Source organism: Pseudomonas sp. FG13 (assembly GCF_057809755.1).
This window is the reverse complement of the sequence record NZ_JBMDKO010000008.1, coordinates 48218-72529: the sequence shown is the minus strand read 5'-3', so window position 1 is coordinate 72529 and position 24312 is coordinate 48218. Positions and strand designations below refer to the sequence as shown.

Below are 24312 nucleotides of genomic sequence, written 5' to 3'. Positions count from 1 at the left end.
ACTTCTGGAGCAGCACATGACGCTTTCCCAACACGTCGCGGTGATCACCAGCGACGAACAAGCCCTGATTGTCGCCAGCGACCTGGCCGATGACTTCAAACGCGACAGCGCCCTGCGCGACCTCGAACGTCGCCTGCCGCACCCGGAGCTAGAAGCCTTTTCCCGCTCCGGCCTGTGGGGCATCAGCGTGCCCAAGGCCTATGGCGGCGCGGGCGTTTCCAACGTCACGCTGGCCAAAGTCATTGCATTGATTGCCGAGGCCGACGGCTCTCTCGGGCAGATTCCGCAAAATCATTTCCATGCCCTGGAGGTGCTACGGGTCAATGGCAGCGATGCACAGAAGCAACGCCTGTATGGCGAGGTCCTGGCCGGCCAGCGGTTTGGCAATGCCTTGGCGGAACTGGGCACCAAGACCGCCCATCACCGCACCACCCAACTGCGCCGCGACGGCGACGGCTATCGCATCAACGGTCGCAAGTTCTACGCCACCGGTGCGCTCTATGCCCAGCGCATCCCCACGTCAGTGGTGGATGAAAACGGTGTCCAGCAACTGGCCTTCGTCCCGCGCAACAGCGAAGGTCTGACGGTGATCGACGATTGGAGCGGCTTCGGACAGCGCACCACCGGCAGCGGTTCGGTGGTGTTCGAAAACGTGTATGTCTCGGCCGAAGACGTCCTGCCCCTGCAGAGTGCCTTCGAGCGGCCGACGCCGGTAGGGCCACTGGCGCAGATTCTTCATGCCGCCATCGACACCGGTATTGCCCGCGCAGCCTATGAAGATGCCCTGCAGTTTGTCCGGAGCAAAACCCGGCCATGGATCGACGCCACCCATGACGTCGCCACCGAAGACCCCCACACGCTCAAGAGTTTTGGCCAACTGAGCAGCCGCCTGCATGCCGCCGAAGCGCTACTGGAAAGGGCCGGGGAATTTCTCGACCGGGCCCAGGCCGACACCAACGCCGAAACGGTCGCCGCCGCGTCGATTGCCGTGGCCGAAGCCCGCGCCATCAGCACCGAAATTTCCCTGGCCACCGGCAGCACGCTGTTCGAGCTGGCCGGTAGTCAGGCGACCCTGGCCGAGCATGGCCTGGACCGCCATTGGCGCAACGCACGGGTGCATACGCTGCATGACCCGGTGCGCTGGAAATACCACGCGGTGGGCAACTTCTATCTCAACGACGAGAAGCCGCCGCTGCGGGGGACCATCTGATGGCACCCGGCAAGAAAAAAATCCTGCTCAATGCGTTCAACATGAACTGCATCGGGCACATCAATCACGGACTGTGGACGCATCCCCAGGACACCTCTACCCAGTACAACACCCTCGAATACTGGACCGGACTGGCGCAACTGCTGGAACGCGGGCTGTTCGACGGGTTGTTCATCGCCGATATCGTCGGGGTCTACGACGTGTATCAACAATCGGCGGACGTCACGCTGAAGGAGTCGATTCAGCTACCGGTCAACGATCCGTTGCTGTTGGTCAGCGCGATGGCCGCCGTTACGAAAAACCTGGGCTTCGGCCTCACCGCCAACCTGACCTACGAGCCGCCCTACCTGTTCGCCCGCCGCATGAGCACCCTCGACCATCTGAGCCGTGGCCGGGTCGGCTGGAACATTGTCACCGGCTACCTGGAAAGCGCTGCCAAGGCGATGGGCCTGACTGCGCAGGTCGAGCATGACCGCCGCTACGACCAGGCCGACGAATACCTGCAAGTGCTCTACAAACTGTGGGAAGGCAGTTGGGAAGACGATGCGGTGCTCAACGACCGCCAGCAGCGGATCTACGCCCAGCCGGAAAAAGTCCATAAGGTCCGACACCAGGGCGAGTTCTATCAGGTCGAGGGCTACCACCTCTGCGAACCGTCCCCCCAGCGCACACCGGTGCTGTTCCAGGCCGGCAGCTCGGAGCGCGGCCTGCTGTTCGCCGGGCGTCATGCCGAATGTGTATTCATCAGCGGCCAGAGCAAGGCGGCGACCAGGAGCCAGGTGGACAAGGTTCGCGCCAGCGCTATCCAGGACGGACGCAAGCCCGAGGACATCAAGGTGTTCATGGGCTTGAACGTGATTGTCGGCGCGACCGAAGCAGCCGCCTGGGCCAAGCACGCCGAGTACCTGAGCTACGCCAGCGCCGAGGCCGGGGTCGCACATTTCTCCGCGTCGACGGGCATCGATTTTTCCGAGTACACACTGGACGAGCCGATCCAGTACGTGAAGAACAATGCCATCCAGTCCGCCACCCGGATTCTGCAGAACAACGACTGGACCCGGCGCAGGCTACTGGAACAACACGCCCTGGGCGGCCGCTACATCACGTTGGTCGGCTCGGCCGAGCAGGTGGCCGACGAGCTGGAATCGTGGATGGCCGAAACCGGTCTCGACGGTTTCAACCTGACCCGCATCGTCACGCCGCAAAGCTATGTGGACTTCATCGACCTGGTGATCCCCGAACTGCAGCGACGCGGGTCGTACAAGACGGAATACGACAGCGGCACCCTGCGGGAAAAGCTGTTCCATGCAGGAGCCCATTTGCCCGAACGACACACCGGCTCGCACTACCGACACTGACCTGCCAGACCAAGGCAAACCTTGTGGCGAGGGAGCTTGTTCCCTTCACCACAAGGACTTGCGATTCTTCATCAATGACTGGAATACCTACATGACAAAGCAACGCCTGACCCTGCCAGTCAAAACACTGGCCCTGCTTCTCAGTCTGTTCAGCTCGACACTGTTTGCCGCCGACGCGCCGCTGAAAATCGGTACCACCGCCGCATTCGCCATCCCCCTGGAGGCCGCCGTGGACGAAGCGTCCAAACAAGGCCTGAAGGTCGAGTTGGTGGAGTTCAGCGACTGGATCGCACCGAACGTCAGCCTCGCCTCCGGCGATATCGACGTGAATTATTTCCAGCACATCCCGTTCCTGGAAAATGCCAAGGCCGCCGCCGGGTTCGACCTGGTGCCGTTCGCACCGGGAATCATCAACAACGTCGGCCTCTACTCGAAGAAATACAAAAGCTTCGACGAACTGCCCGAGGGTGCTAGCGTCGCCATTGCCAATGATCCGATCAACAGCGGGCGCGGCTTGCAACTGCTGGCCAAGGCCGGGTTGATCACGCTCAAGCCGGGAGTGGGCTACAAGGCCACCGAGGATGACATCGTCGCCAACCCGAAGAAGCTGCGGATCCTGCAGGTCGAAGCCGTGCAACTGGTGCGCGCCTATGAAGACGCCGACCTGGTGCAGGGATACCCCGCCTACATTCGCCTGGCGAACACCTTCGACGCCACCTCCGCGTTGCTGTTCGACGGCCTCGATCACAAGGAATACGTCATCCAGTTCGTGATCCAGCCCAAGAGCAAGAATGACCCGCGGCTGATCAAGTTCGTCGACATCTATCAACACTCTCCTGCGGTGCGGGCAGCCCTGGACAAGGCCCATGGCAAGCTCTATCAGGCCGGTTGGGAGGGCTGACCATGAGCGTCGCCAATGCCCTTCCCAGACCAGAAGCCTCCTTGCCCCTCAGCGCCACGCACACCGAGCTGCATCCAGAGTTCAACCGCGCCCACGTACGTTTCATCGGCGTGGGCAAGACCTACAACGGCGCCCGGGTAGCGGCTCTGCAGGGCATCGACCTGGCGATCCAGCATGGCGAAGTGTTCGGCATCATCGGCCGCAGCGGCGCCGGCAAGTCATCATTGATCCGTACCATCAACCGCCTGGAACAACCCAGCAGCGGACGGGTGCTGATCGATCAGGTCGACATCGGCGGATTCGATGAAGATCGCCTGGTGGAATTGCGCCGACGCATCGGCATGATCTTCCAGCATTTCAACCTGATGTCGGCCAAGACCGTATGGCAAAACGTCGAATTACCGCTGAAGGTCGCCGGCGTACCCAAGGCACAGCGCCAGCGCAAAGTCCGCGAACTGCTGGAACTGGTCGGCCTGCAAGACAAGCACAAGGCTTATCCGGCGCAGCTCTCGGGTGGCCAGAAGCAACGCGTCGGGATCGCCCGGGCGCTGGTGCACGACCCACAGATCTTGCTGTGCGACGAGGCCACCTCGGCCCTGGACCCGGAGACCACCCAATCGATTCTCGGCCTGCTGCGCCAGATCAATCAGCAGCTGGGCCTGACCATCGTGCTGATCACTCATGAAATGGCGGTGATCCGTGAAGTCTGCGACCGCGTGGTGGTGCTCGAACAAGGGCGGATCGTTGAACAGGGGCCGGTCTGGGAGGTGTTCGGCAATCCGCGGCATGAGGTCAGCCGGACATTGTTGGCGCCGTTGCAACAGGCCTTGCCGGAGGAATTGCAAAGCCGTTTGCAGGCACAGCCACCATCGGCGGATGCAGCCGCGGTGCTGCGCTTGCAATTCACTGGTACGGGGCGGGAGGAGCCGGATCTCGCGGCGTTATTCAGTGCCTTGGGCGGACGGGTACGACTGCTGCATGGAGGCATCGAACGGATTCAGGGTCATGGACTGGGACAATTGTTGCTGGCGGTCAGCGGCTCGTCCTGGGGCGTCGAGGAACTGCGACAGCGCGCCGGAAATTGGGCGCAACAGGTGGAGGTACTGGGCTATGTGGTTTGATCGGTTGCTGCAGGGTTTCATCGACACACTGCTGATGGTGGGCGTGTCGTCGCTGATCGCGTTACCAACCGGCATCGCGCTGGCGGTGATTCTGGTCACCAGCGGCAAGGGCGGGATCTACGAAGCGCCCACGCTGAACCGCGCCCTGGGCGCGTTCGTGAATCTGTTCCGTTCGATACCGTTCCTGATCCTCATGGTGGCGCTGATCCCGTTCACGCGACTGATCGTCGGTACCACCTACGGCGTGTGGGCAGCCGTGGTGCCGTTGACCATCGCTGCCACACCGTTCTTCGCCCGCATCGCCGAAGTCAGCCTGCGAGAAGTCGACCACGGCTTGATCGAAGCCGCCCAGGCCATGGGTTGCCGACGCTGGCATATCGTCTGGCACGTGCTGTTGCCAGAAGCGCTGCCGGGTATCGTGGGTGGTTTTACCATCACGTTGGTGACCATGATCAATTCCTCAGCCATGGCCGGAGCCATCGGCGCCGGCGGCCTGGGGGACATTGCTTATCGTTATGGTTACCAGCGCTTCGACAGCCAGATCATGCTCACCGTGATCGTGCTGCTGGTGGCACTGGTGGCGCTGATTCAATTGGGCGGTGACCGGTTGGCGCGAGGGCTGAACAGGCGTTGAGTGGATGCTGTGACGATGGGGTATAGTCGGCCTTCGCTCCCCACTCAAGCCTCGCCATGAAACACTCCTCCGACGACCTCAACGCCATCACCACCACGACCCTGGGCCATTACGACTCGGTCGCCGAGAGCTTTCGCGACGGCACTCGTGATCACGACGTCAGCCAGAACATCGATGCGCTGTTGCGGCATATCCACGGCCCGGCACCGCTTCACATTCTCGATTTCGGTTGCGGCCCGGGAAGGGATCTGCAGACCTTCACCCGCATGGGGCACATTGCGGTGGGGCTCGATGGCTCACAGGAATTCGCCCGGATGGCTCGCCAGGACAGCGGCTGCGAAGTCTGGCAACAGGATTTCCTGCGACTGGACCTGCCAAGCGAGCGTTTCGACGGGATCTTCGCCAACGCCGTGCTGTTTCATATCCCGACCCAGGAATTGCCGCGGGTGCTCAAGCAACTGCACGCCACCCTCAAGCCTGGTGGCGTGCTGTTCAGCTCCAATCCCCGGGGCGAGAACCAGGAAGGCTGGAGCGGCCAGCGCTTCGGCGCCTACCACGACCTCGAGGCCTGGCGCACGCAGCTCATCGCAGCCGGTTTTGTGGAGCTGGAACACTACTATCGGCCGACGGGACTGCCCCGGGAGCAGCAGCCATGGCTGGCGAGTGTCTGGCGCAAGTCTTAAGGCCCACAGCCCCCCTGTGGCGAGAGGATTTATCCCCGCTGGGGTGCGAAGCAGCCCTAAAAGCTAATGCCTCGAACTGTCAGGTTGATCGGTTTCGGTAGTATGGGGGGCGCTTCGCACCCCAGCGGGGATAAATCCCCTCGCCACAAAGACCGCGCCTGACTCTTTAATAACCTGTCACTGCTGCTTACCCAACCACTTCTGCGACAACTGCTCCAGCCTCCCATCATCCTTGATACGCGCCAGGGCGTTGTCCACGCTGGCCTTGAACGCCGGGTTGCCCTTCTGGAACGGAATCACCAGGCTCGGTGCCGGACCGCTCTTTTCTTCCGGTTGGAAAGACTGCGCCATCATGAGCGGGCGCGGTGTGTCCTCCTTCTTCGCCAACAATTGCGCATCCGGGTGGCTGTAAGCGGCACTGGTGTCGAAACGTTCCGCCAGTTCCGGGGTCATTGCTATGTGGTTGATGGCGACATCGTACTTGCCGCTTTCCACGCCGCTCAGCAGATCCGCGGCATCGGTGACCACAAAGTCGGCGCGCACATCGAGTTCATTGGCCAGCATCTGGCCCAGTTCCACTTCGAAGCCGGTGAGCTTGCCGTCTTCCTTGAAGTTGAAGGGGGCGGCATTGGCTTCGAGGGCGATGCGCAGTTCGCCACGGTCGTTGATGTCGTCGATCAGTTCGGCATGGGCCAAAGGGCTCAAGAGGGGTAGCAGGCAGATCAGGCCAGGCAGGAAACGCATGGTCACTCCTTGGTATTTGTACAAGCGACGCTCGTTTCAGGCTCGCTTTGCTATGGTTGTTGCAGGCTTCGACAACGATTGGTCATGAAGTTGTCACGACCAATAGGATTTCGCGGAAAAACTGGAGAAAAAAATGAAAAGCTTTATGTCACGTGTATTTTTAGCAGGCCTGTTGCTGGGAACGTCGATGCTGGCGGCAGCAACGCCTGCGCCTGAAGGCGCAAAAGTATTTATCGTGTCCCCAGCCGATGGCGCCACCGTCTCCCAGGAATTCAAGGTCAGGTTCGGCGTCGAGGGCATTGCGCTGGCGCCGGTGGGTAATACGACAAAAAACACCGGACATCACCACCTGCTGATCGACGTCGACAAACTGCCTGACGCCGGTACGGCGATACCGGTCGATGCCAACCACATGCACTTCGGCAAGGCGCAGACCGAAGCCACCATCAAGCTGGCGCCCGGCAAGCACACCTTGCAGCTGGAGCTGGGCGACTTCAGCCATGTACCGTTCGATCCGCCGATTGTCTCCGAAAAGATCACCGTAAACGTGAAATAAACGTGATTGGCTGACAGTAAATAACCTCTGTGGGAGCGAGCCTGCTCGCGAAGGCGGCGCATCAGTGTGCGCAGATGTCGCTGATCCAACGCCTTCGCGAGCAGGCTCGCTCCCACAGGTTTATGTCAGCCATAAAAAACGGGAGTCCTTATGGACTCCCGTTTTTTCATTACATGCCACTTGAAGCTAACAGCTCGCCACTGCTCTTTAGAACAACACGCGGGACCGGATGGTGCCCTTGATGTGCTGCAGCTTCTCTTGCGCCAGGTCCGAGTATTCGGCGTCGACGTCGATCACGACGTAGCCGACTTTCTCGTTGGTCTGCAGGAACTGACCGGAAATGTTGATGCCGTTTTCCGCGAAGACCTTGTTGATCTCGCTCATCACACCCGGGATGTTTTCGTGGATGTGCAGCAGGCGGTGTTTGCCAGGGTGCGCCGGCAAGGCCACTTCCGGGAAGTTCACGGACGATACCGAAGTACCGTTGTCGCTGTACTTGACCAGCTTTTCCGCCACTTCCAGGCCGATGTTGGCCTGGGCTTCAGCCGTGGAACCGCCGATGTGCGGGGTCAGGATCACGTTGTCCAGGCCACGCAGCGGGCTTTCGAAGATATCGTCGTTGGAGCGCGGCTCCACCGGGAACACGTCGATGGCAGCGCCGATCAGGTGCTTGTCCTTGATCGCGTCGGCCAGGGCGTCGAGCTTGACCACCGTACCGCGGGCGGCGTTGATCAGGATCCCGCCCTTCTTGATGGCGCGGATTTCTTTCTCGCCGATCATCCACTGGGTCGCTGCGGTTTCCGGCACGTGCAGGGTCACGATGTCGGACATGCCCAGCAACTCATGCAGATCGTTGACCTGGGTGGCGTTGCCCAGTGGCAGCTTGGTCACGGTGTCGTAGAAGAACACCTGCATCCCCAAGCCTTCGGCCAGGACCGACAACTGGGTGCCGATCGAGCCATAACCGACGATACCCAGCTTCTTGCCACGGATTTCGAAGGAGTTGGCCGCGCTCTTGATCCAGCCGCCACGGTGGCAGGAAGCGTTTTTCTCGGGGATGCCGCGCAACAGCAGGATGGCTTCGGCCAGCACCAGTTCGGCAACGGAACGGGTGTTGGAGTACGGCGCGTTGAACACCGCGATACCGCGCTCGCGAGCCGCGTCGAGGTCAACCTGGTTGGTGCCGATGCAGAAACAGCCGACCGCCACCAGTTTCTTGGCGTGGTCAAAGATCTCTTCGGTCAATTGAGTGCGGGAGCGAATGCCGATGAAATGAGCATCGGCGATCTTTTCCTTGAGCTGGGCTTCCGGCAGAGAACTGGTGATGTACTCGATACTGGTATAGCCCGCCGACTTGAGGACGTCGACAGCCGATTGGTGGACGCCTTCGAGGAGAAGGAACCTGATCTTGCTCTTATCGAGAGAAGTCTTGCTCATCTGCGTAAACCTGTGTCCCGGAAAAAATGGCAGGGAATCGGACCGCGCATGCTGGCCCGACCGGCGTGATGGCCGTCGCCGCAGAACGACCTTCGGCACTGTTCTACGGGGGCGGTATGCTAGCATATGCGACCTGCAAACACTCATTCTGCGACATGAAGCGTTCTCAGGGTGACCATGAATTGTTCGAGAGTTTTGTCGATGACCCATTCTGCCCTGATAGAAGAGCTCAAGACCCTCGTCGAGCCTGGCAAGGTCCTGACCGATGCCGACTCCCTGCAAGCCTATGGCAGGGATTGGACGCGACACTTCGCCCCGGCGCCGAGCGCCATCGTCTTCCCAAAGACCATCGAACAGGTCCAGGCCATCGTGCGCTGGGCCAATGAACGCAGGGTTGCCCTGGTGCCATCGGGCGGGCGCACCGGGCTTTCCGCCGCAGCCGTGGCGGCCAACGGCGAAGTGGTCGTGTCATTCGACTACATGAACCGGATTCTCGAGGTGAACCTCACCGACCGCACCGCCGTCTGCCAGCCGGGCGTGATCACCGAGCAGCTACAGAACAAGGCCGCAGAGCATGGGCTGTACTACCCGGTGGACTTCGCTTCGGCCGGTTCCAGCCAGATTGGCGGCAATATCGGCACCAATGCCGGCGGGATCAAGGTGATTCGCTATGGCATGACCCGTAACTGGGTAGCCGGGATGAAAGTCGTCACCGGTAAGGGCGACCTGCTGGAACTGAACAAGGACCTGATCAAGAACGCCACCGGCTATGACCTGCGGCAACTGTTCATCGGCGCCGAAGGCACCCTCGGTTTCGTGGTCGAGGCCACCATGCGCCTGGATCGGGCGCCGAAAAACCTCACGGCGATGGTGCTCGGCACGCCGGACTTCGATTCGATCATGCCAGTGCTCCACGCCTTCCAGGGAAAACTCGACCTGACGGCCTTCGAGTTTTTCTCCGACAAGGCCTTGGCCAAGATCATAGGCCGTGGCGATGTACCCGCGCCCTTCGAAACCGACTGCCCGTTCTACGCCCTGCTGGAATTCGAAGCCACCACCGAAGCAGTCGCCAATCAGGCCCTGGAAACCTTCGAGCATTGCGTGGACCAAGGCTGGGTATTGGATGGCGTGATGAGCCAGAGCGAAACCCAGCTGCAGAATCTGTGGAAACTGCGTGAGTACATCTCCGAAACCATCTCCCACTGGACGCCGTACAAGAACGACATCTCGGTAACCGTCTCGAAAGTCCCGGAGTTTCTCAAGGAAATCGACGCGATCGTCGGCAAACACTACCCGGACTTCGAAGTGGTCTGGTACGGCCACATCGGCGATGGCAACTTGCACCTGAATATCCTCAAGCCGGACAACCTGGGCAAGGATGAGTTCTTCGCTAAATGTGCGACCGTGAACAAATGGGTTTTCGAAATCGTCGAGAAGTACAACGGCTCGATTTCGGCGGAACACGGCGTGGGCATGACCAAGCGCGACTACTTGACCTATAGTCGCTCACCGGTGGAAATCGAATACATGAAAGCCATCAAGGCCACATTCGACCCGAACGGCATCATGAACCCAGGCAAAATTTTCGCGGTGTGATGCAAAACACCCGATGAGTTTCAGAAAACAGGAGTCGGTAATGAGCTATCAGCACCAGTATGTCGACGGTACCCGCATCCACTTCCCGGTCGGAAAAGTGGTGTGCATTGGGCGTAACTACGCCGAACATGCAAAGGAACTGGATAACCCGGTGCCCACCGAACCCTTGCTGTTCATCAAGCCCGGCAGTTGCGTGGTACCGCTGGAAGGCAGTTTCAGCATTCCCGTGGAGCGGGGCTCGGTGCATTACGAAGCGGAAATCGCCGTACTGATCGGCAAGCCGCTGTCGACCCGGCCAAGCGTCGAAGAAGTGCTCGATGCCATTTCCGGCTTCGCCCCGGCCCTGGACCTGACCCTTCGGGACAAGCAGGCCGAGCTCAAGGCCAAGGGCCTGCCATGGGAAATTGCCAAGTCATTCGACGGCGCGGCCGTGATTGCGCCCTTCGTATCGAACGCCACCTTTACCGATCTGGCCGATATCCCCGTTCGCCTGACCATCAACGGTGAAGTGCGCCAGGACGGCAACAGCAGCCTGATGCTCAACCCCATCGTGCCGATGATCCAATACATGGCCGGCTGCTTCTCGCTACAGGCCGGCGACGTGATCCTCACCGGCACCCCGGCGGGCGTCGGGCCGCTGAATGTGGGGGATGAGCTGGTGCTGGAGCTGCCGGGCGCGAGCCGTTTCGAAAGCACCGTTTGCTGACAGCTGCGTCATCTCCTTTCTGTGGGAGCGAGCCTGCTCGCGATCGCGGTCTGCCTGCAACATTGATGTTGCCTGACACACCGCGATCGCGAGCAGGCTCGCTCCCACAAGGGTTTGAAGGCATCCACCCCACGATTTACCGTTTTTTTCACATGCCATCCGGATAATCCCGGCGAATGTGGCATCTGAACCAGCCATTCCCCTGCCCGAATTCCTGGAACGCAATCATCGATGGCCAAGACCCCAGCATTGCCCCACGCCGCCTCCGTCCGCCGCTCCCGCTTTGCCCTGCCCTGGTATGTCTGGTCGCTGTTGGCGCTGGCTGCCGCTTATGGATTGGCGTTTGCGATGCATTGGGACGACCGGGGTCTGCTTTGGGTCAAGGAGCATTTTCAAAGCCCGGCTCAACGTCAGGAAAGCGTCTGGCTACCCGATTACACCGCTGTGATCGACGCCAAGCCGCTCCCTGGCATGGAGAAGGATGAAGCGTCCGATGTGACCTACAACCCACAGACCAAGACCTTGTTTGCCGTCATGGGAAAGAATCCGTTCCTGGTGGAGCTGACGTTACAGGGTGATGTGCTTCGCAAGATACCTTTGGTGGGCTGGAGTAACCCTGAAGGCGTCTCCTTCATGGAGAACGGTCTCCTGGCCATCACCGATGAGCGAAGCCACACACTGTCGATTGTCCACGTCGATGCCGATACCCGAGAATTGAAAGAGAGCGATTTCCCTCACTACGACCTTGGCCCTTCAAAGAACCAGAACAAGGGGTTCGAAGCGGTTGTCTGGGACCCACGCAACCAGCAACTGGTACTGGGCGAGGAACGGCCGCCAGCATTGTTCACCTGGAAAAGCGACGGCACCCCGGTGCTCAAGGGTGACAAACAGATCCATACCAGCGATGAACTGGACCTGCGCAACCTCTCGGCCCTGGCGATCGACCCCCGAACCGGTCACATGCTGGTACTTTCGGCCGATTCTCATCTTTTGCTGGAGCTTGATGAAAAAGGCCAGCAAGTCAGTTTCATGACCTTACTGGGCGACTTCAACGGGCTGAAGAACACCATCCCGCGCGCCGAAGGCGTCACCATGGATGAAGCTGGCAACGTGTACATGGTCAGCGAGCCGAACCTGTTCTATCGTTTCGAGAAACAACGCTGACAGAGCAACTCTGTAAGGCAGTTCCTCCTTCGCTGTAGGGTGTGGCACACGGCCATTAAGCTTCAGTTCAGGCAGTCGTGGTATTTCCAACCACCTGTTCTTACCCGAGCCCACCCATGCGTCGACTTGCCCGCCCCAAACCCTTGATCCTGATGCTACTGGCAACCGCTCTGATCGTGCTGATCGCGGCGGGTCAGTACCTGCGCCTGTTCGAACGGGCCTGGTTCAACCTCAATACCCTCTGGCAACCCACCAACGAGCAGGCCATCGCCCTGGACCAGTACCGGGTCACGATGGAGGCCCAGGTAATCGAAGGTCTCGACGACGTGTCGGCGCTGACGTTCGATCCAGTACGCAAGAGCCTGTTCACCGTCACCAACAAGAATGCCGAACTGATCGAAGTGTCACTGGACGGCAAGATCCTGCGCCGCGTGGCCTTGATCGGTTTCGGTGATCCGGAAGCGGTTGAGTTCATCAGCGAGGACATCTACGTCATCAGCGACGAGCGCCAGCAGCGGCTGATCAAGATTCACCTGGACGAAGACACCCGGTTCCTCGACGCGGCCGACGCCGAACAAATGACCCTCGGCGTGCACATGAGCAAGAACAAAGGGTTCGAAGGGCTGGCCTACGACTCAGTAGGCAAGCGGCTGTTCGTAGCAAAGGAACGCGATCCGATGCTGATTTATGAAGTGCAGGGCTTTCCCCATCACAATTCGGAAAAGTCTTACACAGTCCACGTCATCAACAACCCCAAGCGCGATGCAGGACTGTTCGTGCGGGACCTGTCGAGCCTGCAATACGATGAGCGCAGCGGCCATTTACTGGCGCTGTCCGATGAGTCGCGACTGATCATCGAGCTGGGTATCGACGGGAAGCCCCTGAGCACACTGTCCTTGAGCAAAGGCCGTCAGGGATTGCAAAAAAATGTCCCCCAGGCCGAAGGCATCGCCATGGACGATGACGGCACTCTGTACCTGGTGAGCGAGCCGAACCTGTTCTACGTGTTCAAGAAAGCGCAGCCTTGAACCAGGCCTGCCATGAATCCATGTGGGAGCGAGCCTGCTCGCGATAGCGATTCACCCGTCACATCAGCGTTGAATGTGAAACCGCTATCGCGAGCAGGCTCGCTCCCACAGGGGCCCGGCTTCGATCAGAAGACCGGGCTTTTTCCCTGTTTACTCGGCCCGCAGGGTCTTCACCCCTTCCGCCGTGCCCAGCAGCAGCACATCCGCCGGACGGGCAGCGAACAAACCATTGGTGACCACGCCAACGATGGCGTTGATCTGGCTTTCCAGCTCCGCCGGATTGGTGATCTGCAGGTTATGCACATCCAGGATGATGTTGCCGTTATCGGTCAGCACACCCTCGCGATACACCGGATCGCCGCCCAGCTTCACCAACTGGCGGGCCACGTGGCTGCGAGCCATCGGAATAACCTCGACCGGGAGCGGGAACGCACCAAGCACCGGCACCAGTTTGCTGGCGTCGGCGATGCAGATGAAGGTCTTGGCCACCGCCGCGACGATCTTCTCGCGGGTCAGGGCCGCGCCGCCGCCCTTGATCAGGTTCAGGTGCGCGTCGCTTTCGTCGGCGCCGTCGATGTAGAACTCCAGGTCGCTCACGGTGTTGAGCTCATACACCGGGATCCCATGGCCCTTGAGCCGCGCAGCAGTGGCTTCGGAGCTGGCAACCGCCCCGTCGAAGGCGCCCTTGTGCTGCGCCAGCGCGTCGATGAAGCAGTTGGCCGTGGAGCCGGTGCCGACCCCGACGATGCTCTTGTCATCCAGTTTCGGGAGGATGAGGTCGACGGCGGCCTGGGCCACGGCCTGTTTGAGTTGATCCTGGGTCATGCGGGCTCCGAAAACGGGCAGGGAGTAAAGAGGGGCGCGAGTATAACCCAACAAAACCTCGGGATTCGTGTGGTCGCCCGGCCAAAAGCCGGGTTAGACTCCTTGACCCTGCCCAACCCGCCCAGTGATGCTTTCCGATGCTTGAACAGTACGTCAAAAAGATCCTCACCTCGCGCGTCTACGACGTCGCCGTAGAAACCCCGCTGCAGAACGCTCGCCAGCTTTCGGAGCGACTGGGCAACAGCATCTGGCTCAAGCGCGAAGACTTGCAGCCGGTGTTCTCGTTCAAGATTCGCGGGGCCTACAACAAGCTGACCCAGCTCAGCGATGAAGAGCGTTCACGCGGTGTGGTCACGGCGTCGGCGGGCAACCATGCCCAGGGCCTGGCCCTGGCCGCCAAGGTCCTGGGTGTGAAAGCCACCATCGTGATGCCCAAGACCACCCCGGAAATCAAGGTTGAAGGCGTGCGCTCCCGTGGCGGCAAAGTGGTGTTGCACGGCGACTCGTTCCCCGAGGCCCTGGCCTACTCGCTGAAACTGGTCGACGAAAAGGGTTACGTCTATATCCATCCCTACGACGATCCCCACACCATTGCCGGGCAGGGCACGGTGGCGATGGAAATCCTGCGTCAACATCCGGGGCGCCTGGACGCGATTTTCGTTCCGGTGGGCGGTGGCGGGCTGATTGCCGGGATCGCGGCCTACGTGAAATACCTGCGCCCCGAAATCAAGGTCATCGGTGTCGAACCCGACGACTCCAACTGCCTGCAGGCCGCCATGGCCGCTGGCGAGCGGGTGGTGTTGCCGACCGTCGGCCTGTTTGCCGACGGCGTCGCCGTGGCGCAGATCGGCCAGCATACCTTTGATATCTGCAAGCATCACGTGGATGAAGTCATCACCGTCAGCACCGACGAGATCTGCGCGGCAATCAAGGATATCTACGACGATACCCGCTCGATCACCGAACCTGCAGGCGCGCTGGGCGTAGCCGGGATCAAGAAATACGTCGAGTCACGCGGCATCAGCGGCCAGACCCTGGTCGCCATCGACTCCGGTGCCAACGTCAACTTCGACCGCCTGCGCCACGTGGCCGAGCGCGCCGAACTGGGCGAAGGCCGCGAAGCAATCATCGCGGTGACCATTCCCGAGCAACCAGGCAGCTTCAAGGCCTTCTGCGAAGCCGTGGGCAAGCGTCAGATCACCGAATTCAACTACCGCTACAACACCGGCAGCGAGGCGCACATCTTCGTGGGCGTGCAGACGCACCCGGAGAACGACCCACGCAGCACGCTGATCGCCAGCCTGACCGAGCAAGGTTTTCCGGTACTGGACCTGACTGACAACGAACTGGCCAAGCTGCATATCCGCCACATGGTCGGCGGGCATGCGGCCCACGTCATCGACGAGGTGGTGCTTCGCTTCGAATTCCCTGAGCGTCCGGGCGCGCTGTTCAACTTTCTCAACAAGCTGGGCGGACGCTGGAATATTTCGATGTTCCACTATCGCAACCATGGCGCGGCGGACGGCCGTGTGGTCGCCGGCTTGCAGGTGCCCCACGACGAGCGCCACCTGGTGCCGGCAGCCCTGGAGGAGATCGGCTACCCGTATTGGGATGAAAGCGATAACCCGGCATACCAGTTGTTCCTGGGTTAACAAAGCCAAGCTAGGCTGTTGGGCACGGCTCAAGGAAATCGAACAATGGAAACGTTGACTGCGCTGAAGATCGCTCACGTCCTGGCCACGGCCCTGCTGCTGGTGGGCGCCGTGGGGCTGGCCATCTGGGTTTGGCGAACACGCCGCAACGGTGACGCCACGGCATCTGCCCGCGTATTGCAACGCCCGCGGGTGTTCGTCTGGCTGGTGATGGGGCTTTCCCTGGCGAGCCTGCCTTTCACGGGCTGGTGGATGGTTCACCAGGTCGGCTGGCCATTGGGACAGACCTGGCTGCTGGCTTCCAGCATCCTCTACACCCTGGCGGCGCTGACCGGGTTCTGGCTGTTGGTGCGACTGAACAAGCGGCGCAAGCTGCCGACGGCGGGCAACGGCACCTTTACCTTGGCCTTGGCGCTGTTCAGTTTTGTCTGCCTGATTGCCATTGCCGGGTTGATGGGGGCCAAGCCGGTTTAGGGCTCGGAACCGAGTCGGCTTCATCGCGAGCAGGCTCGCTCCCACAGGGGAAACGCATTCCAATGTGGGAGCGAGCCTGCTCGCGATGGCGATGTCAGTCGCGCAGGCTGATCACCGGCCAACCGCGTTTCTCGGCTTCAGCCCGCAGGTTCGGGTCCGGATCCACGGCGACCGGGCGCGAAACCACCTCCAGCAACGGCAAGTCGTTCATCGAATCGCTGTAGAAATAGCTGCCGTCGAGGGAATACCCGGTTTCTTCCAGCCAGCGATTCAGGCGAGCCACCTTGCCTTCGCGGAAGCAGGGAATGTCGGTGCTGCGCCCACTGTAGCGCCCATCGATCACCTCGCACTCGGTGGCGATCAGGGTTTCGACCCCCAGGCGCTCGGCAATCGGGGCGGTGACGAAGCGGTTGGTGGCGGTAATGATCACCAGTTTGTCGCCGGCGTCACGGTGCTTTTTCAACAGTTCGATGGCCTGGGGCAACACAATAGGCTCGATGCAATCGCGCATGTAGTCCCGATGCCATTGGGCCAGCACTTCCATTTCGGTACGACCGAGGATTTCCAGGCAAAAGTTCAGGTATTCGGCATTGTCGAGCTTGCCGGCCAGGTAATCCTGGTAGAACTCGTCGTTGCGCGCCTTGTACGTGACGGCGTCCAGGAAGCCACGCTCACACAGGTAATCGCCCCAGGCGTGATCGCTGTCGCCACCCAACAGTGTGTTGTCCAGGTCGAATAAGGCCAGCCGCATTGCAGTTACTCGCTGAAATTTCTGAAGAAAGGTGCTCAGAATACGGACTTTTCACAAGAGTGCACATAACCTGGGCGGGCTCGTTGCTGCTTTCACAACCTTTGTGGAACAATGCGGCGACATGCGCTTGCGAGGTTGTTGCCGTGATCGATCCCGATGGTTTCCGACCCAATGTGGGGATCATTCTTACGAATGATGCCGGTCAGGTGCTATGGGCTCGCCGTATCAATCAAGACGCCTGGCAGTTTCCTCAAGGCGGGATCAACCCCCAGGAGACGCCGGAAGAGGCTTTGTACCGCGAGTTGAACGAAGAAGTGGGGCTGGAGCGCGAAGATGTTGAAATACTCGCCTGCACCCGAGGCTGGTTGCGCTATCGTTTGCCGCAACGCCTGGTCAGGACGCACAGCCAGCCGCTGTGCATCGGCCAGAAGCAGAAATGGTTTCTCCTGCGCCTGATCTCCAACGAGCAGCGGGTGCGGATGGATTTGACCGGTAAACCGGAGTTCGATGGCTGGCGCTGGGTCAGCTATTGGTATCCGCTGGGCCAGGTGGTGACATTCAAGCGCGAGGTGTATCGACGCGCTCTCAAAGAGCTTGCCCCGCGCCTGCTGACGCGCGACTGACGACGGAGTTCGACCCCGAGCCATGCTCAATACGCTGCGCAAGATCGTCCAGGAAGTTAACGCCGCCAAGGATCTCAAGGCGGCGTTGGGGATTATTGTGTTGCGCGTCAAAGAGGCCATGGGCAGCCAGGTCTGCTCGGTCTACCTGCTGGACCCCGAGACCAACCGTTTCGTGCTGATGGCCACCGAGGGCTTGAACAAGCGCTCGATCGGCAAGGTCAGCATGGCACCCAATGAAGGTCTGGTCGGCCTGGTCGGCACGCGCGAAGAGCCCCTGAACCTCGAAAACGCCGCGGACCACCCGCGCTACCGCTACTTCGCCGAAACCGGCGAGGAGCGCTATGCCTCGTTCCTCGGCGCACCGATCATCCACCACCGCCGCGTCGTCGGCGTGTTGGTCATACAGCAAAAGGAGCGTCGCCAGTTCGACGAGGGTGAAGAAGCCTTCCTCGTGACCATGAGCGCGCAACTGGCCGGGGTGATCGCCCACGCCGAGGCCACCGGCTCGATCAGCGGCCTGGGCCGCCAGGGCAAGGGCATCCAGGAAGCCAAGTTCGTCGGCGTGCCGGGTTCTCCGGGCGCGGCCGTGGGCACGGCGGTGGTCATGTTGCCGCCCGCCGACCTGGATGTGGTGCCGGACAAGGCCATCAGCGACATCGATGCCGAGCTGAAGCTGTTCAAGACCGCCATCGAAGGGGTGCGCGCCGACATGCGGGCCCTGTCGGCCAAACTGGCGACGCAGCTGCGCCCCGAAGAACGCGCGCTGTTCGACGTCTACCTGATGATGCTCGACGACGCCTCCCTGGGCAGCGAAGTGACCACGGTCATCAAAACTGGCCAATGGGCCCAGGGCGCGTTGCGCCAGGTGGTGACCGACCACGTCAACCGTTTCGAACTGATGGATGACGCTTACCTGCGCGAGCGTGCCTCGGACGTCAAGGACCTTGGCCGTCGCCTGCTGGCCTACTTGCAGCAGGAGCGCCAGCAGACCCTGGTCTACCCCGACAACACCATCCTGGTCAGCGAGGAGCTGACCCCGGCCATGCTCGGCGAGGTGCCCGAGGGCAAGCTGGCGGGGCTGGTCTCGGTACTGGGTTCGGGCAACTCCCACGTCGCGATCCTCGCCCGGGCCATGGGCATTCCCACGGTGATGGGCCTGGTGGACCTGCCGTACTCCAAGGTCGACGGCATCCAGATGATCGTCGACGGCTACCATGGCGAGGTCTATACCAACCCCAGCGACGTGTTGCGCAAGCAGTTCGCCGATGTGGTGGAGGAAGAGAAACAACTGTCCCTGGGCCTGGATGCGCTGAGGGATCTGCCCTGCGTGACGCCCGACGGCCATCGCATGCCGCTGTGGGTCAACACCGGCCTGCTGGCCGACGTGGCCCGGGCGCAGAAGCGCGGCGCCGAGGGTGTGGGCCTGTACCGCACCGAAGTGCCGTTCATGATCAACCAGCGCTTCCCCAGCGAAAAGGAACAACTGGCGATCTACCGCGAGCAACTGGCCGCGTTCCATCCGCAACCGGTGACCATGCGCAGCCTGGACATCGGCGGCGACAAGGCCTTGTCCTATTTCCCGATCAAGGAAGAAAACCCCTTCCTCGGCTGGCGCGGGATTCGCGTGACGCTCGACCATCCGGAAATCTTCCTGGTCCAGGCCCGAGCCATGCTCAAGGCCAGCGAAGGGCTGAACAACCTGCGCATCCTGTTGCCGATGATCTCCGGCACCCATGAGCTGGAAGAAGCCCTGCACCTGATCCACCGGGCCTGGGGCGAAGTGCGCGACGAAGGTACCGACGTGCCGATGCCGCCGGTTGGCGTCATGATCGAGATCCCGGCAGCGGTGTACCAGACCAAGGAACTGGCGCGGCAGGTGGACTTCCTCTCGGTCGGCTCCAACGACCTGACGCAGTACCTGCTGGCCGTGGACCGCAACAACCCACGGGTGGCCGACCTGTACGACTACCTGCACCCTGCCGTGCTGCAAGCCTTGCAGACCGTGGTGCGCGACGCCCATGCCGAAGGCAAGCCGGTGAGTATCTGCGGTGAAATGGCCGGCGATCCGGCAGCGGCGGTCCTGTTGATGGCGATGGGCTTCGACAGCTTGTCGATGAACGCCACCAACCTGCCGAAAGTGAAATGGATGCTGCGCCAGATCAACCTCAGCAAGGCCCAGGAACTGCTGGCGGAGGTGATGACCATCGATAATCCGCAGGTCATCCATAGCTCGTTGCAACTGGCGCTGAAGAACCTTGGGCTGGCGCGGATGATCAATCCGGCTTCGAACAAAACACTCTAACCGTTGGCCCCCCATCGCGAGCAGGCTCGCTCCCACAGTGGTTCTCGGTCGGACACAAACTCGGTGTTCGCTGGAGACTCAGTGTGGGAGCGAGCCTGCTCGCGATGAGGCCAGCGCAGTCACCACAACACTAAACCCTGACCTCGACCTCCCCCAAGTGCCCCCCATGGGGCCCGAAGCTGCGCTCGACCATGTGCTGCTTCCCATCGGCCTGGACAATCAACGCCGTACTGGCCCGCGTCCCATACGCCGGGCTGGCGATGAACACACTCGACAGCAGCATCTCGGTCGCCAACCCCACGCCGGTATCCGGCAGTTCCGCCACGGGTGCCGGTTGCGGGTCGTTCAGTAGCGCCAGCAAATCCTGGGGCTGCGGATCGGCAAGCACCTCGACCAGTGCCGCCCTGGCCTTGAGCAGCTTGGGCCAAGGCGTGTTCAAGCCGGCGTTCGACAACCCGTAGACACCTTCGGCCAGTCGCTGCGGCCGGACATCGCGGGCGTTGTAGTGCCACAGTTCGCTGCCGTCACCGAGCAACAGGTTGAACCCGCCATACTCGCCGGCACGAGGCACGATTTCACTCAAGTAGTCGGTGATCGGCAGAGTTCCGGTCAGAAACCGGGCCACCAGTTCGCCCCGAGACTTGAACGCCGGCAATTGGCCTGGGTCACGGATATTCGTCAGGGCCGCAAAGCGACCGTCGGCGCCGATACCGAGCCAGGTGCCGCCGGCTTCCAGGTCGCGACCGGCGTAGACATGGGAAGCATCGGGCCACTGGGCCAGGGGCAGGGTCGGGCGTGCGTAGAACTCGTCACGATTGGCCGCCACGATCAGCGGTTGGGCGTGACCAGGTCGCCAGGCAAATACGATCAGGCACATCAGGTATGTCCCCCACTCAACAATGCCGAACACAATCCCTGTGGCGAGGGGATTTATCCCCGCTGGGCTGCACAGCAGCCCCAAAGCAATTTATCTGGCACACCGGGGTGTCCGATTTTAGGGCCGCTTCGCGCCCCAGCGGGCATAAATCCCCTCGCCACAGATAAATCCCTCGCCACAGGGTTTGTGTCGGATCAACTTCCACTCTAACCGACACATCGCCCGCGCATCCATCGCCTTCAGTAGAGCCCAAGGGCATGGATCCGTTACCATGCCGCTCTTGTTTCGGGGATGGGTGGGGGACGCTGGTGGAATTCGTGATCTATCTGCTGCTCGGTGCCTGCGCCGGGGTGCTGGCCGGGTTGTTCGGCGTGGGTGGCGGGATGATCATCGTCCCGGTGCTGGTGTTCAGCTTCACCTTGCAGGGTTTCGACCCGCAGGTATTGACCCACCTGGCCGTCGGTACGTCCCTGGCCTCGATCATCTTCACCTCGGTCAATGCCGTGCGCGAACACCAGCGCAAAGGCGCGGTACGCTGGCCGATCTTCGCCTGGATGACCGTCGGGATCCTGATCGGGGCCGGTTTCGGTGCTGTCACCGCCGAAGCGATTTCCGGCCCGCACCTGCAAAAGATCATCGGCGTGTTCGCCATGATCGTCGCCGCGCAACTGGCCCTGGATTTCAAACCCAAGGCCAGCCGCACGGTACCTGGCAAGGCCGGATTGACCCTGGCCGGCACGGCCGTCGGCTGGGCCTCGGCGATTTTCGGCATTGGTGGCGGCTCGCTGACCGTGCCGTTCCTGACCTGGCGCAGCGTGCCCATGCAGCAGGCGGTGGCCACCTCCTCGGCCTGCGGCTTGCCGATCGCCCTGGTCAGTGCGTTAAGTTTCATGATTCTGGGCTGGCACGATCCACTGTTGCCGGCCCATAGTCTCGGTTTTGTGTATTTGCCGGCGCTGCTGGGCATTGCCCTGACGAGCATGGTCTTCGCCCGCTTCGGCGCGCGACTGGCCCATCGCCTGTCGCCGCGCTTGCTCAAGCGGCTGTTCGCGGCTTTGCTGTTCTGCGTGGGCCTGAGTTTCCTGCTCTGACGCAATCCTGGCTTAATCCCGGGGTGACAGGGTCACCCGCATATTTTTGACGTTTACGAGGAATATCAATGCTGCCTTACCCGCAGATCGATCCGGTGGCCCTGGCCATCGGCCCGCTGAAAATCCACTGGTACGGCCTGATGTACCTGGTCGGCATCGGCGGTGCCTGGCTGCTGGCGTCGCGACGGCTCAACCGTTTCGACCCGACCTGGAACAAGGAAAAGCTCTCCGACCTGGTGTTCTGGCTCTCCATGGGAGTGATCGTCGGCGGACGCCTGGGCTATGTGCTGTTCTATGATCTGAGCGCCTACCTGGCGAACCCAACGCTGATCTTCGAGGTCTGGAAGGGCGGCATGTCGTTCCACGGTGGCTTCATCGGTGTGATGCTGGCGGCGGTGTGGTTCGGCAAGCGCAACAACAAGTCGTTCTTCGAACTGATGGACTTCGTCGCGCCAATGGTGCCGATCGGCCTGGGCGCCGGACGCATCGGCAACTTCATCAACGCCGAATTGTGGGGCAAGCCGACCGACGTGCCGTGGGCAATGATCTTCCCGCCGTTCAGCGACCCCGCGCAGTTGCCGCGCCATCCGTCGCAGCTGTACCAGTTCGCCCTTGAAGGCGTAGCCCTGTTCCTGATTCTCTGGCTGTTCTCGCGCAAGCCACGGCCGACCATGGCGGTGTCAGGCATGTTCGCGCTGTTCTACGGGATCTTCCGCTTCATCGTCGAGTTCGTCCGCGTACCGGACGCCCAGCTTGGCTATCTGGCGTGGAACTGGCTGACCATGGGCCAGGTACTGTGCCTGCCGATGATCGTCGGTGGCCTGGTACTGATCTGGCTGGCTTATCATCGTGCGCCGGCTGCGGCGGCCAAGGCTTAAAAAATTCGGACCCCGAGGCGCTGGCCTCGGGTTCAAGGACACAGGTAATCCATGAAGCAATATCTCGATCTGGTGGCCCATGTCATCAAGAACGGCACCAAGCAGGCCAACCGCACGGGCGTGAACACCATCAGCTTTCCTGGTGCGATGCTGCGCTATGACTTGAAGGACGGTTTCCCCGCCATCACCACCCGCAAGATGGCATTCAAATCGGCTATCGGCGAGATGTGCGGTTTTCTCCGTGGAGTCAACAACGCTGCCGAATTCCGTGCCCTGGGCTGCAAGGTCTGGGACCAGAACGCCAACGAAAACGCCCAGTGGCTGGCCAACCCGTTCCGCCAGGGCGAAGACGACCTGGGCGAGATCTACGGCGTGCAGTGGCGCAAATGGCCGGCCTACAAGCAGATCCCCGTGAGCAATCCGGCGGCCATCGAGCAGACCCTGGCCCAGGGTTACCGGCAGATTGCCGAAGGCGAGGAAAACGGCCAGGCCTACGTGGTGCTGTACAAGGCTATCGACCAGGTTCGCCAGTGTGTCGACACCATCATCAAGGACCCGGGCAGCCGCCGCATCCTGTTCCACGGCTGGAACTGCGCCCAGCTCGATGAAATGGCCCTGCCGCCGTGCCATCTGCTGTATCAGTTCCACCCGAATGTCGAGACGAAGGAAATTTCCCTGACCCTCTACATCCGCTCCAACGACCTGGGGCTGGGCACGCCGTTCAACCTCACCGAAGGCGCCGCCCTGCTGAGCCTGATCGGCCGCCTGACCGGCTACACGCCGCGCTGGTTCACCTATTTCATCGGTGACGCCCACGTCTACGAAAACCACTTGGACATGCTCAAGGAACAACTCACCCGCGAGCCGTTCCCGATGCCAAGGCTGGTGATTTCCGAGCGGGTACCGGAGTTCGCCAAGACGGGCGTGTACCAGCCCGAGTGGCTGGAACAGGTGGAGCCGAGCGACTTCTCCCTTGAAGGCTACCAGCACCATGCGCCGATGACCGCGCCGATGGCGGTCTAAAGCACCACTATCCCTGTGTGCGAGTCTGTGGGAGCAAAGCTTGCTCGCGACGAACGATGCGCGATCTACTGACGGATCGAGGTGTTTTCATCGCGAGCAAGCTTTGCTCCCACAGGCCCGGCCCATAGGCCTCTGTGTATTCGGATTGGCGGCAAGGGCTCAATGCCCGTGACTGCGCCCCACATGTGAATGTTCCACCTCCGGCGCCACCGCTCCGCTCACTTCCAGGCGCTGCAAGATCCCGCATTGGTCCGGATCCGGCCCTTCGCCGCAACGACGGCGCAGGTCGATCAGTTGTGCCTGCAAGGCCAGCAGGCCATCGATGCGAGCCTTGACGTGAAGAATATGTTCGTCGACCAGCGCGTTGACGCTCTCGCACTGGTCCTGGGGACTGTCGCGCAGGGCCAGCAAGCTACGGATTTCTTCCAGGGTCATGTCCAGGGTGCGGCAGTTGCGGATAAACGTCAGCCGCTCGGCGTGGGCCTGGGTGTAGACGCGGTAATTGCCGTCGCTGCGGGCCGGCTCCGGCAGCAGACCTTCGCGCTCGTAATAACGGATGGTTTCGACTTGGCAGTCAGTGATTTTCGCCAGCTCGCCGATTTTCATGGCATTGCCTCCTGAACAGGTGCTTGACCCTATAGTGGCTACAGGGTCTTTACTGTGCAACAAGCACTTTTC

The 24312-nt window shown here is 61.2% G+C and carries 24 protein-coding genes; 18 read left to right on the top strand and 6 right to left on the bottom strand.

All coding sequences use genetic code 11. The features are described from left to right. Nucleotides 1-16 precede the first annotated feature (16 nt). The 6 genes from ACODTO_RS10205 (at nt 17) to ACODTO_RS10180 (ending at nt 5907) form a co-directional block, all read left to right on the top strand. Nucleotides 17-1210, top strand: a complete 1194-nt coding sequence (locus ACODTO_RS10205) for an SfnB family sulfur acquisition oxidoreductase (protein WP_139646240.1) — start codon at nt 17-19, stop codon at nt 1208-1210. Next, nucleotides 1210-2568, top strand: a complete 1359-nt coding sequence (locus tag ACODTO_RS10200; RefSeq protein ID WP_489106373.1) for an LLM class flavin-dependent oxidoreductase — start codon at nt 1210-1212, stop codon at nt 2566-2568. Before ACODTO_RS10205 ends, ACODTO_RS10200 begins: the two co-directional genes overlap by 1 nt. A gap of 91 nt (nt 2569-2659) precedes the next feature. Then, the gene (locus tag ACODTO_RS10195) at nt 2660-3469 is read left to right on the top strand and encodes a MetQ/NlpA family ABC transporter substrate-binding protein (protein ID WP_139646236.1); all 810 of its coding nucleotides are present in this window, start codon (nt 2660-2662) and stop codon (nt 3467-3469) included. 2 nt (nt 3470-3471) lie between these two features. After that, entirely contained in the window at nt 3472-4590 is a 1119-nt protein-coding gene (locus ACODTO_RS10190) for a methionine ABC transporter ATP-binding protein (RefSeq protein ID WP_489106372.1), read from the top strand. After that, nucleotides 4580-5224 carry a methionine ABC transporter permease gene (locus tag ACODTO_RS10185; protein WP_041020983.1) on the top strand — a complete coding sequence of 215 codons (645 nt, stop codon included), beginning with the start codon at nt 4580-4582 and terminating at the stop codon, nt 5222-5224. Before ACODTO_RS10190 ends, ACODTO_RS10185 begins: the two co-directional genes overlap by 11 nt. A 56-nt stretch (nt 5225-5280) precedes the next feature. Further along, entirely contained in the window at nt 5281-5907 is a 627-nt protein-coding gene (locus ACODTO_RS10180) for a class I SAM-dependent methyltransferase (RefSeq protein WP_139646232.1), read from the top strand. A gap of 177 nt (nt 5908-6084) precedes the next feature. Here ACODTO_RS10180 and ACODTO_RS10175 read toward each other — a convergent pair whose 3' ends face one another. Further along, nucleotides 6085-6651 (bottom strand): transporter substrate-binding domain-containing protein, encoded by a 567-nt coding sequence (locus tag ACODTO_RS10175; RefSeq protein WP_139646230.1) that lies wholly within the window; start codon nt 6649-6651, stop codon nt 6085-6087. Between the two features lie 133 nt (nt 6652-6784). Between ACODTO_RS10175 and ACODTO_RS10170 the strand changes: the two genes are divergently transcribed. Beyond that, a complete protein-coding gene (locus ACODTO_RS10170) occupies nt 6785-7207 on the top strand; it encodes a DUF4399 domain-containing protein (protein WP_489106371.1) in 423 nt (140 codons plus the stop codon). 207 nt (nt 7208-7414) lie between these two features. Here ACODTO_RS10170 and serA read toward each other — a convergent pair whose 3' ends face one another. Beyond that, complete coding sequence (gene serA / locus ACODTO_RS10165) at nt 7415-8644, bottom strand: phosphoglycerate dehydrogenase (RefSeq protein WP_139646226.1); 1230 nt, start codon at nt 8642-8644, stop codon at nt 7415-7417. 201 nt (nt 8645-8845) lie between these two features. Here serA and ACODTO_RS10160 point away from each other — a divergent pair, with 201 nt between their 5' ends. The 4 genes from ACODTO_RS10160 (at nt 8846) to ACODTO_RS10145 (ending at nt 13138) form a co-directional block, all read left to right on the top strand. After that, a complete protein-coding gene (locus ACODTO_RS10160; RefSeq protein ID WP_489106370.1) occupies nt 8846-10240 on the top strand; it encodes an FAD-binding oxidoreductase in 1395 nt (464 codons plus the stop codon). A 40-nt stretch (nt 10241-10280) separates the two neighbouring features. Beyond that, entirely contained in the window at nt 10281-10946 is a 666-nt protein-coding gene (locus ACODTO_RS10155; RefSeq protein ID WP_139646221.1) for a fumarylacetoacetate hydrolase family protein, read from the top strand. A gap of 231 nt (nt 10947-11177) precedes the next feature. Then, a complete protein-coding gene (locus tag ACODTO_RS10150; RefSeq protein WP_464710122.1) occupies nt 11178-12110 on the top strand; it encodes an SdiA-regulated domain-containing protein in 933 nt (310 codons plus the stop codon). Between the two features lie 116 nt (nt 12111-12226). Continuing rightward, a complete protein-coding gene (locus ACODTO_RS10145) occupies nt 12227-13138 on the top strand; it encodes an SdiA-regulated domain-containing protein (protein ID WP_489106369.1) in 912 nt (303 codons plus the stop codon). Between the two features lie 150 nt (nt 13139-13288). Here the strand turns inward: ACODTO_RS10145 and rpiA are convergent, their stop codons facing one another. Beyond that, the gene (gene rpiA, locus ACODTO_RS10140; protein WP_053193096.1) at nt 13289-13963 is read right to left on the bottom strand and encodes a ribose-5-phosphate isomerase RpiA; all 675 of its coding nucleotides are present in this window, start codon (nt 13961-13963) and stop codon (nt 13289-13291) included. Nucleotides 13964-14100: 137 nt separating this feature from the next. Between rpiA and ilvA the strand changes: the two genes are divergently transcribed. Together ilvA and ACODTO_RS10130 are read left to right on the top strand one after the other, a co-directional pair. Beyond that, nucleotides 14101-15615 (top strand): threonine ammonia-lyase, biosynthetic, encoded by a 1515-nt coding sequence (gene ilvA, locus ACODTO_RS10135; RefSeq protein ID WP_139646215.1) that lies wholly within the window; start codon nt 14101-14103, stop codon nt 15613-15615. 45 nt (nt 15616-15660) lie between these two features. Continuing rightward, the gene (locus tag ACODTO_RS10130; protein ID WP_139646212.1) at nt 15661-16089 is read left to right on the top strand and encodes a DUF2269 domain-containing protein; all 429 of its coding nucleotides are present in this window, start codon (nt 15661-15663) and stop codon (nt 16087-16089) included. Nucleotides 16090-16183: 94 nt separating this feature from the next. Here the strand turns inward: ACODTO_RS10130 and ACODTO_RS10125 are convergent, their stop codons facing one another. Continuing rightward, nucleotides 16184-16840: a histidinol-phosphatase gene (locus ACODTO_RS10125; protein WP_489106368.1), complete on the bottom strand. Its 657-nt coding sequence runs from the start codon at nt 16838-16840 to the stop codon at nt 16184-16186. A 143-nt stretch (nt 16841-16983) separates the two neighbouring features. Between ACODTO_RS10125 and ACODTO_RS10120 the strand changes: the two genes are divergently transcribed. Next, a complete protein-coding gene (locus tag ACODTO_RS10120; RefSeq protein WP_003186867.1) occupies nt 16984-17463 on the top strand; it encodes an RNA pyrophosphohydrolase in 480 nt (159 codons plus the stop codon). Between the two features lie 22 nt (nt 17464-17485). Beyond that, complete coding sequence (ptsP, locus tag ACODTO_RS10115; RefSeq protein ID WP_139646209.1) at nt 17486-19765, top strand: phosphoenolpyruvate--protein phosphotransferase; 2280 nt, start codon at nt 17486-17488, stop codon at nt 19763-19765. A 130-nt stretch (nt 19766-19895) separates the two neighbouring features. Here the strand turns inward: ptsP and ACODTO_RS10110 are convergent, their stop codons facing one another. Then, the gene (locus tag ACODTO_RS10110) at nt 19896-20642 is read right to left on the bottom strand and encodes an NRDE family protein (protein WP_489106367.1); all 747 of its coding nucleotides are present in this window, start codon (nt 20640-20642) and stop codon (nt 19896-19898) included. Nucleotides 20643-20950: 308 nt separating this feature from the next. On the opposite strand from ACODTO_RS10110, the gene ACODTO_RS10105 reads away from it, so the two are divergent. The 3 genes from ACODTO_RS10105 (at nt 20951) to ACODTO_RS10095 (ending at nt 23634) form a co-directional block, all read left to right on the top strand. After that, the gene (locus ACODTO_RS10105) at nt 20951-21733 is read left to right on the top strand and encodes a sulfite exporter TauE/SafE family protein (protein WP_139646205.1); all 783 of its coding nucleotides are present in this window, start codon (nt 20951-20953) and stop codon (nt 21731-21733) included. Between the two features lie 68 nt (nt 21734-21801). Beyond that, nucleotides 21802-22611: a prolipoprotein diacylglyceryl transferase gene (gene lgt, locus ACODTO_RS10100; RefSeq protein ID WP_041021510.1), complete on the top strand. Its 810-nt coding sequence runs from the start codon at nt 21802-21804 to the stop codon at nt 22609-22611. Between the two features lie 51 nt (nt 22612-22662). Beyond that, complete coding sequence (locus tag ACODTO_RS10095) at nt 22663-23634, top strand: thymidylate synthase (RefSeq protein ID WP_139646203.1); 972 nt, start codon at nt 22663-22665, stop codon at nt 23632-23634. A 159-nt stretch (nt 23635-23793) separates the two neighbouring features. Here ACODTO_RS10095 and cadR read toward each other — a convergent pair whose 3' ends face one another. Beyond that, nucleotides 23794-24240, bottom strand: a complete 447-nt coding sequence (gene cadR, locus ACODTO_RS10090) for a Cd(II)/Pb(II)-responsive transcriptional regulator (protein WP_041021508.1) — start codon at nt 24238-24240, stop codon at nt 23794-23796. Nucleotides 24241-24312: the final 72 nt, after the last annotated feature.

Excerpts from the sequence above, each read along its gene's own strand:
- cadR (WP_041021508.1), bottom strand. The coding sequence starts at position 24,240 with ATGAAAATCGGCGAGCTGGCGAAAATCACTGACTGCCAAGTCGAAACC.
- ACODTO_RS10200 (WP_489106373.1), top strand. The coding sequence starts at position 1,210 with ATGGCACCCGGCAAGAAAAAAATCCTGCTCAATGCGTTCAACATGAAC.
- ACODTO_RS10160 (WP_489106370.1), top strand. The coding sequence starts at position 8,846 with ATGACCCATTCTGCCCTGATAGAAGAGCTCAAGACCCTCGTCGAGCCT.
- ptsP (WP_139646209.1), top strand. The coding sequence starts at position 17,486 with ATGCTCAATACGCTGCGCAAGATCGTCCAGGAAGTTAACGCCGCCAAG.
- ACODTO_RS10195 (WP_139646236.1), top strand. The coding sequence starts at position 2,660 with ATGACAAAGCAACGCCTGACCCTGCCAGTCAAAACACTGGCCCTGCTT.
- lgt (WP_041021510.1), top strand. The coding sequence starts at position 21,802 with ATGCTGCCTTACCCGCAGATCGATCCGGTGGCCCTGGCCATCGGCCCG.
- ACODTO_RS10205 (WP_139646240.1), top strand. The coding sequence starts at position 17 with ATGACGCTTTCCCAACACGTCGCGGTGATCACCAGCGACGAACAAGCC.
- ACODTO_RS10145 (WP_489106369.1), top strand. The coding sequence starts at position 12,227 with ATGCGTCGACTTGCCCGCCCCAAACCCTTGATCCTGATGCTACTGGCA.
- ACODTO_RS10190 (WP_489106372.1), top strand. The coding sequence starts at position 3,472 with ATGAGCGTCGCCAATGCCCTTCCCAGACCAGAAGCCTCCTTGCCCCTC.
- serA (WP_139646226.1), bottom strand. The coding sequence starts at position 8,644 with ATGAGCAAGACTTCTCTCGATAAGAGCAAGATCAGGTTCCTTCTCCTC.
- ilvA (WP_139646215.1), top strand. The coding sequence starts at position 14,101 with ATGCTTGAACAGTACGTCAAAAAGATCCTCACCTCGCGCGTCTACGAC.
- ACODTO_RS10110 (WP_489106367.1), bottom strand. The coding sequence starts at position 20,642 with ATGTGCCTGATCGTATTTGCCTGGCGACCTGGTCACGCCCAACCGCTG.
- ACODTO_RS10150 (WP_464710122.1), top strand. The coding sequence starts at position 11,178 with ATGGCCAAGACCCCAGCATTGCCCCACGCCGCCTCCGTCCGCCGCTCC.
- ACODTO_RS10180 (WP_139646232.1), top strand. The coding sequence starts at position 5,281 with ATGAAACACTCCTCCGACGACCTCAACGCCATCACCACCACGACCCTG.
- ACODTO_RS10185 (WP_041020983.1), top strand. The coding sequence starts at position 4,580 with ATGTGGTTTGATCGGTTGCTGCAGGGTTTCATCGACACACTGCTGATG.
- rpiA (WP_053193096.1), bottom strand. The coding sequence starts at position 13,963 with ATGACCCAGGATCAACTCAAACAGGCCGTGGCCCAGGCCGCCGTCGAC.
- ACODTO_RS10175 (WP_139646230.1), bottom strand. The coding sequence starts at position 6,651 with ATGCGTTTCCTGCCTGGCCTGATCTGCCTGCTACCCCTCTTGAGCCCT.
- ACODTO_RS10130 (WP_139646212.1), top strand. The coding sequence starts at position 15,661 with ATGGAAACGTTGACTGCGCTGAAGATCGCTCACGTCCTGGCCACGGCC.
- ACODTO_RS10170 (WP_489106371.1), top strand. The coding sequence starts at position 6,785 with ATGAAAAGCTTTATGTCACGTGTATTTTTAGCAGGCCTGTTGCTGGGA.
- ACODTO_RS10095 (WP_139646203.1), top strand. The coding sequence starts at position 22,663 with ATGAAGCAATATCTCGATCTGGTGGCCCATGTCATCAAGAACGGCACC.
- ACODTO_RS10125 (WP_489106368.1), bottom strand. The coding sequence starts at position 16,840 with ATGCGGCTGGCCTTATTCGACCTGGACAACACACTGTTGGGTGGCGAC.
- ACODTO_RS10155 (WP_139646221.1), top strand. The coding sequence starts at position 10,281 with ATGAGCTATCAGCACCAGTATGTCGACGGTACCCGCATCCACTTCCCG.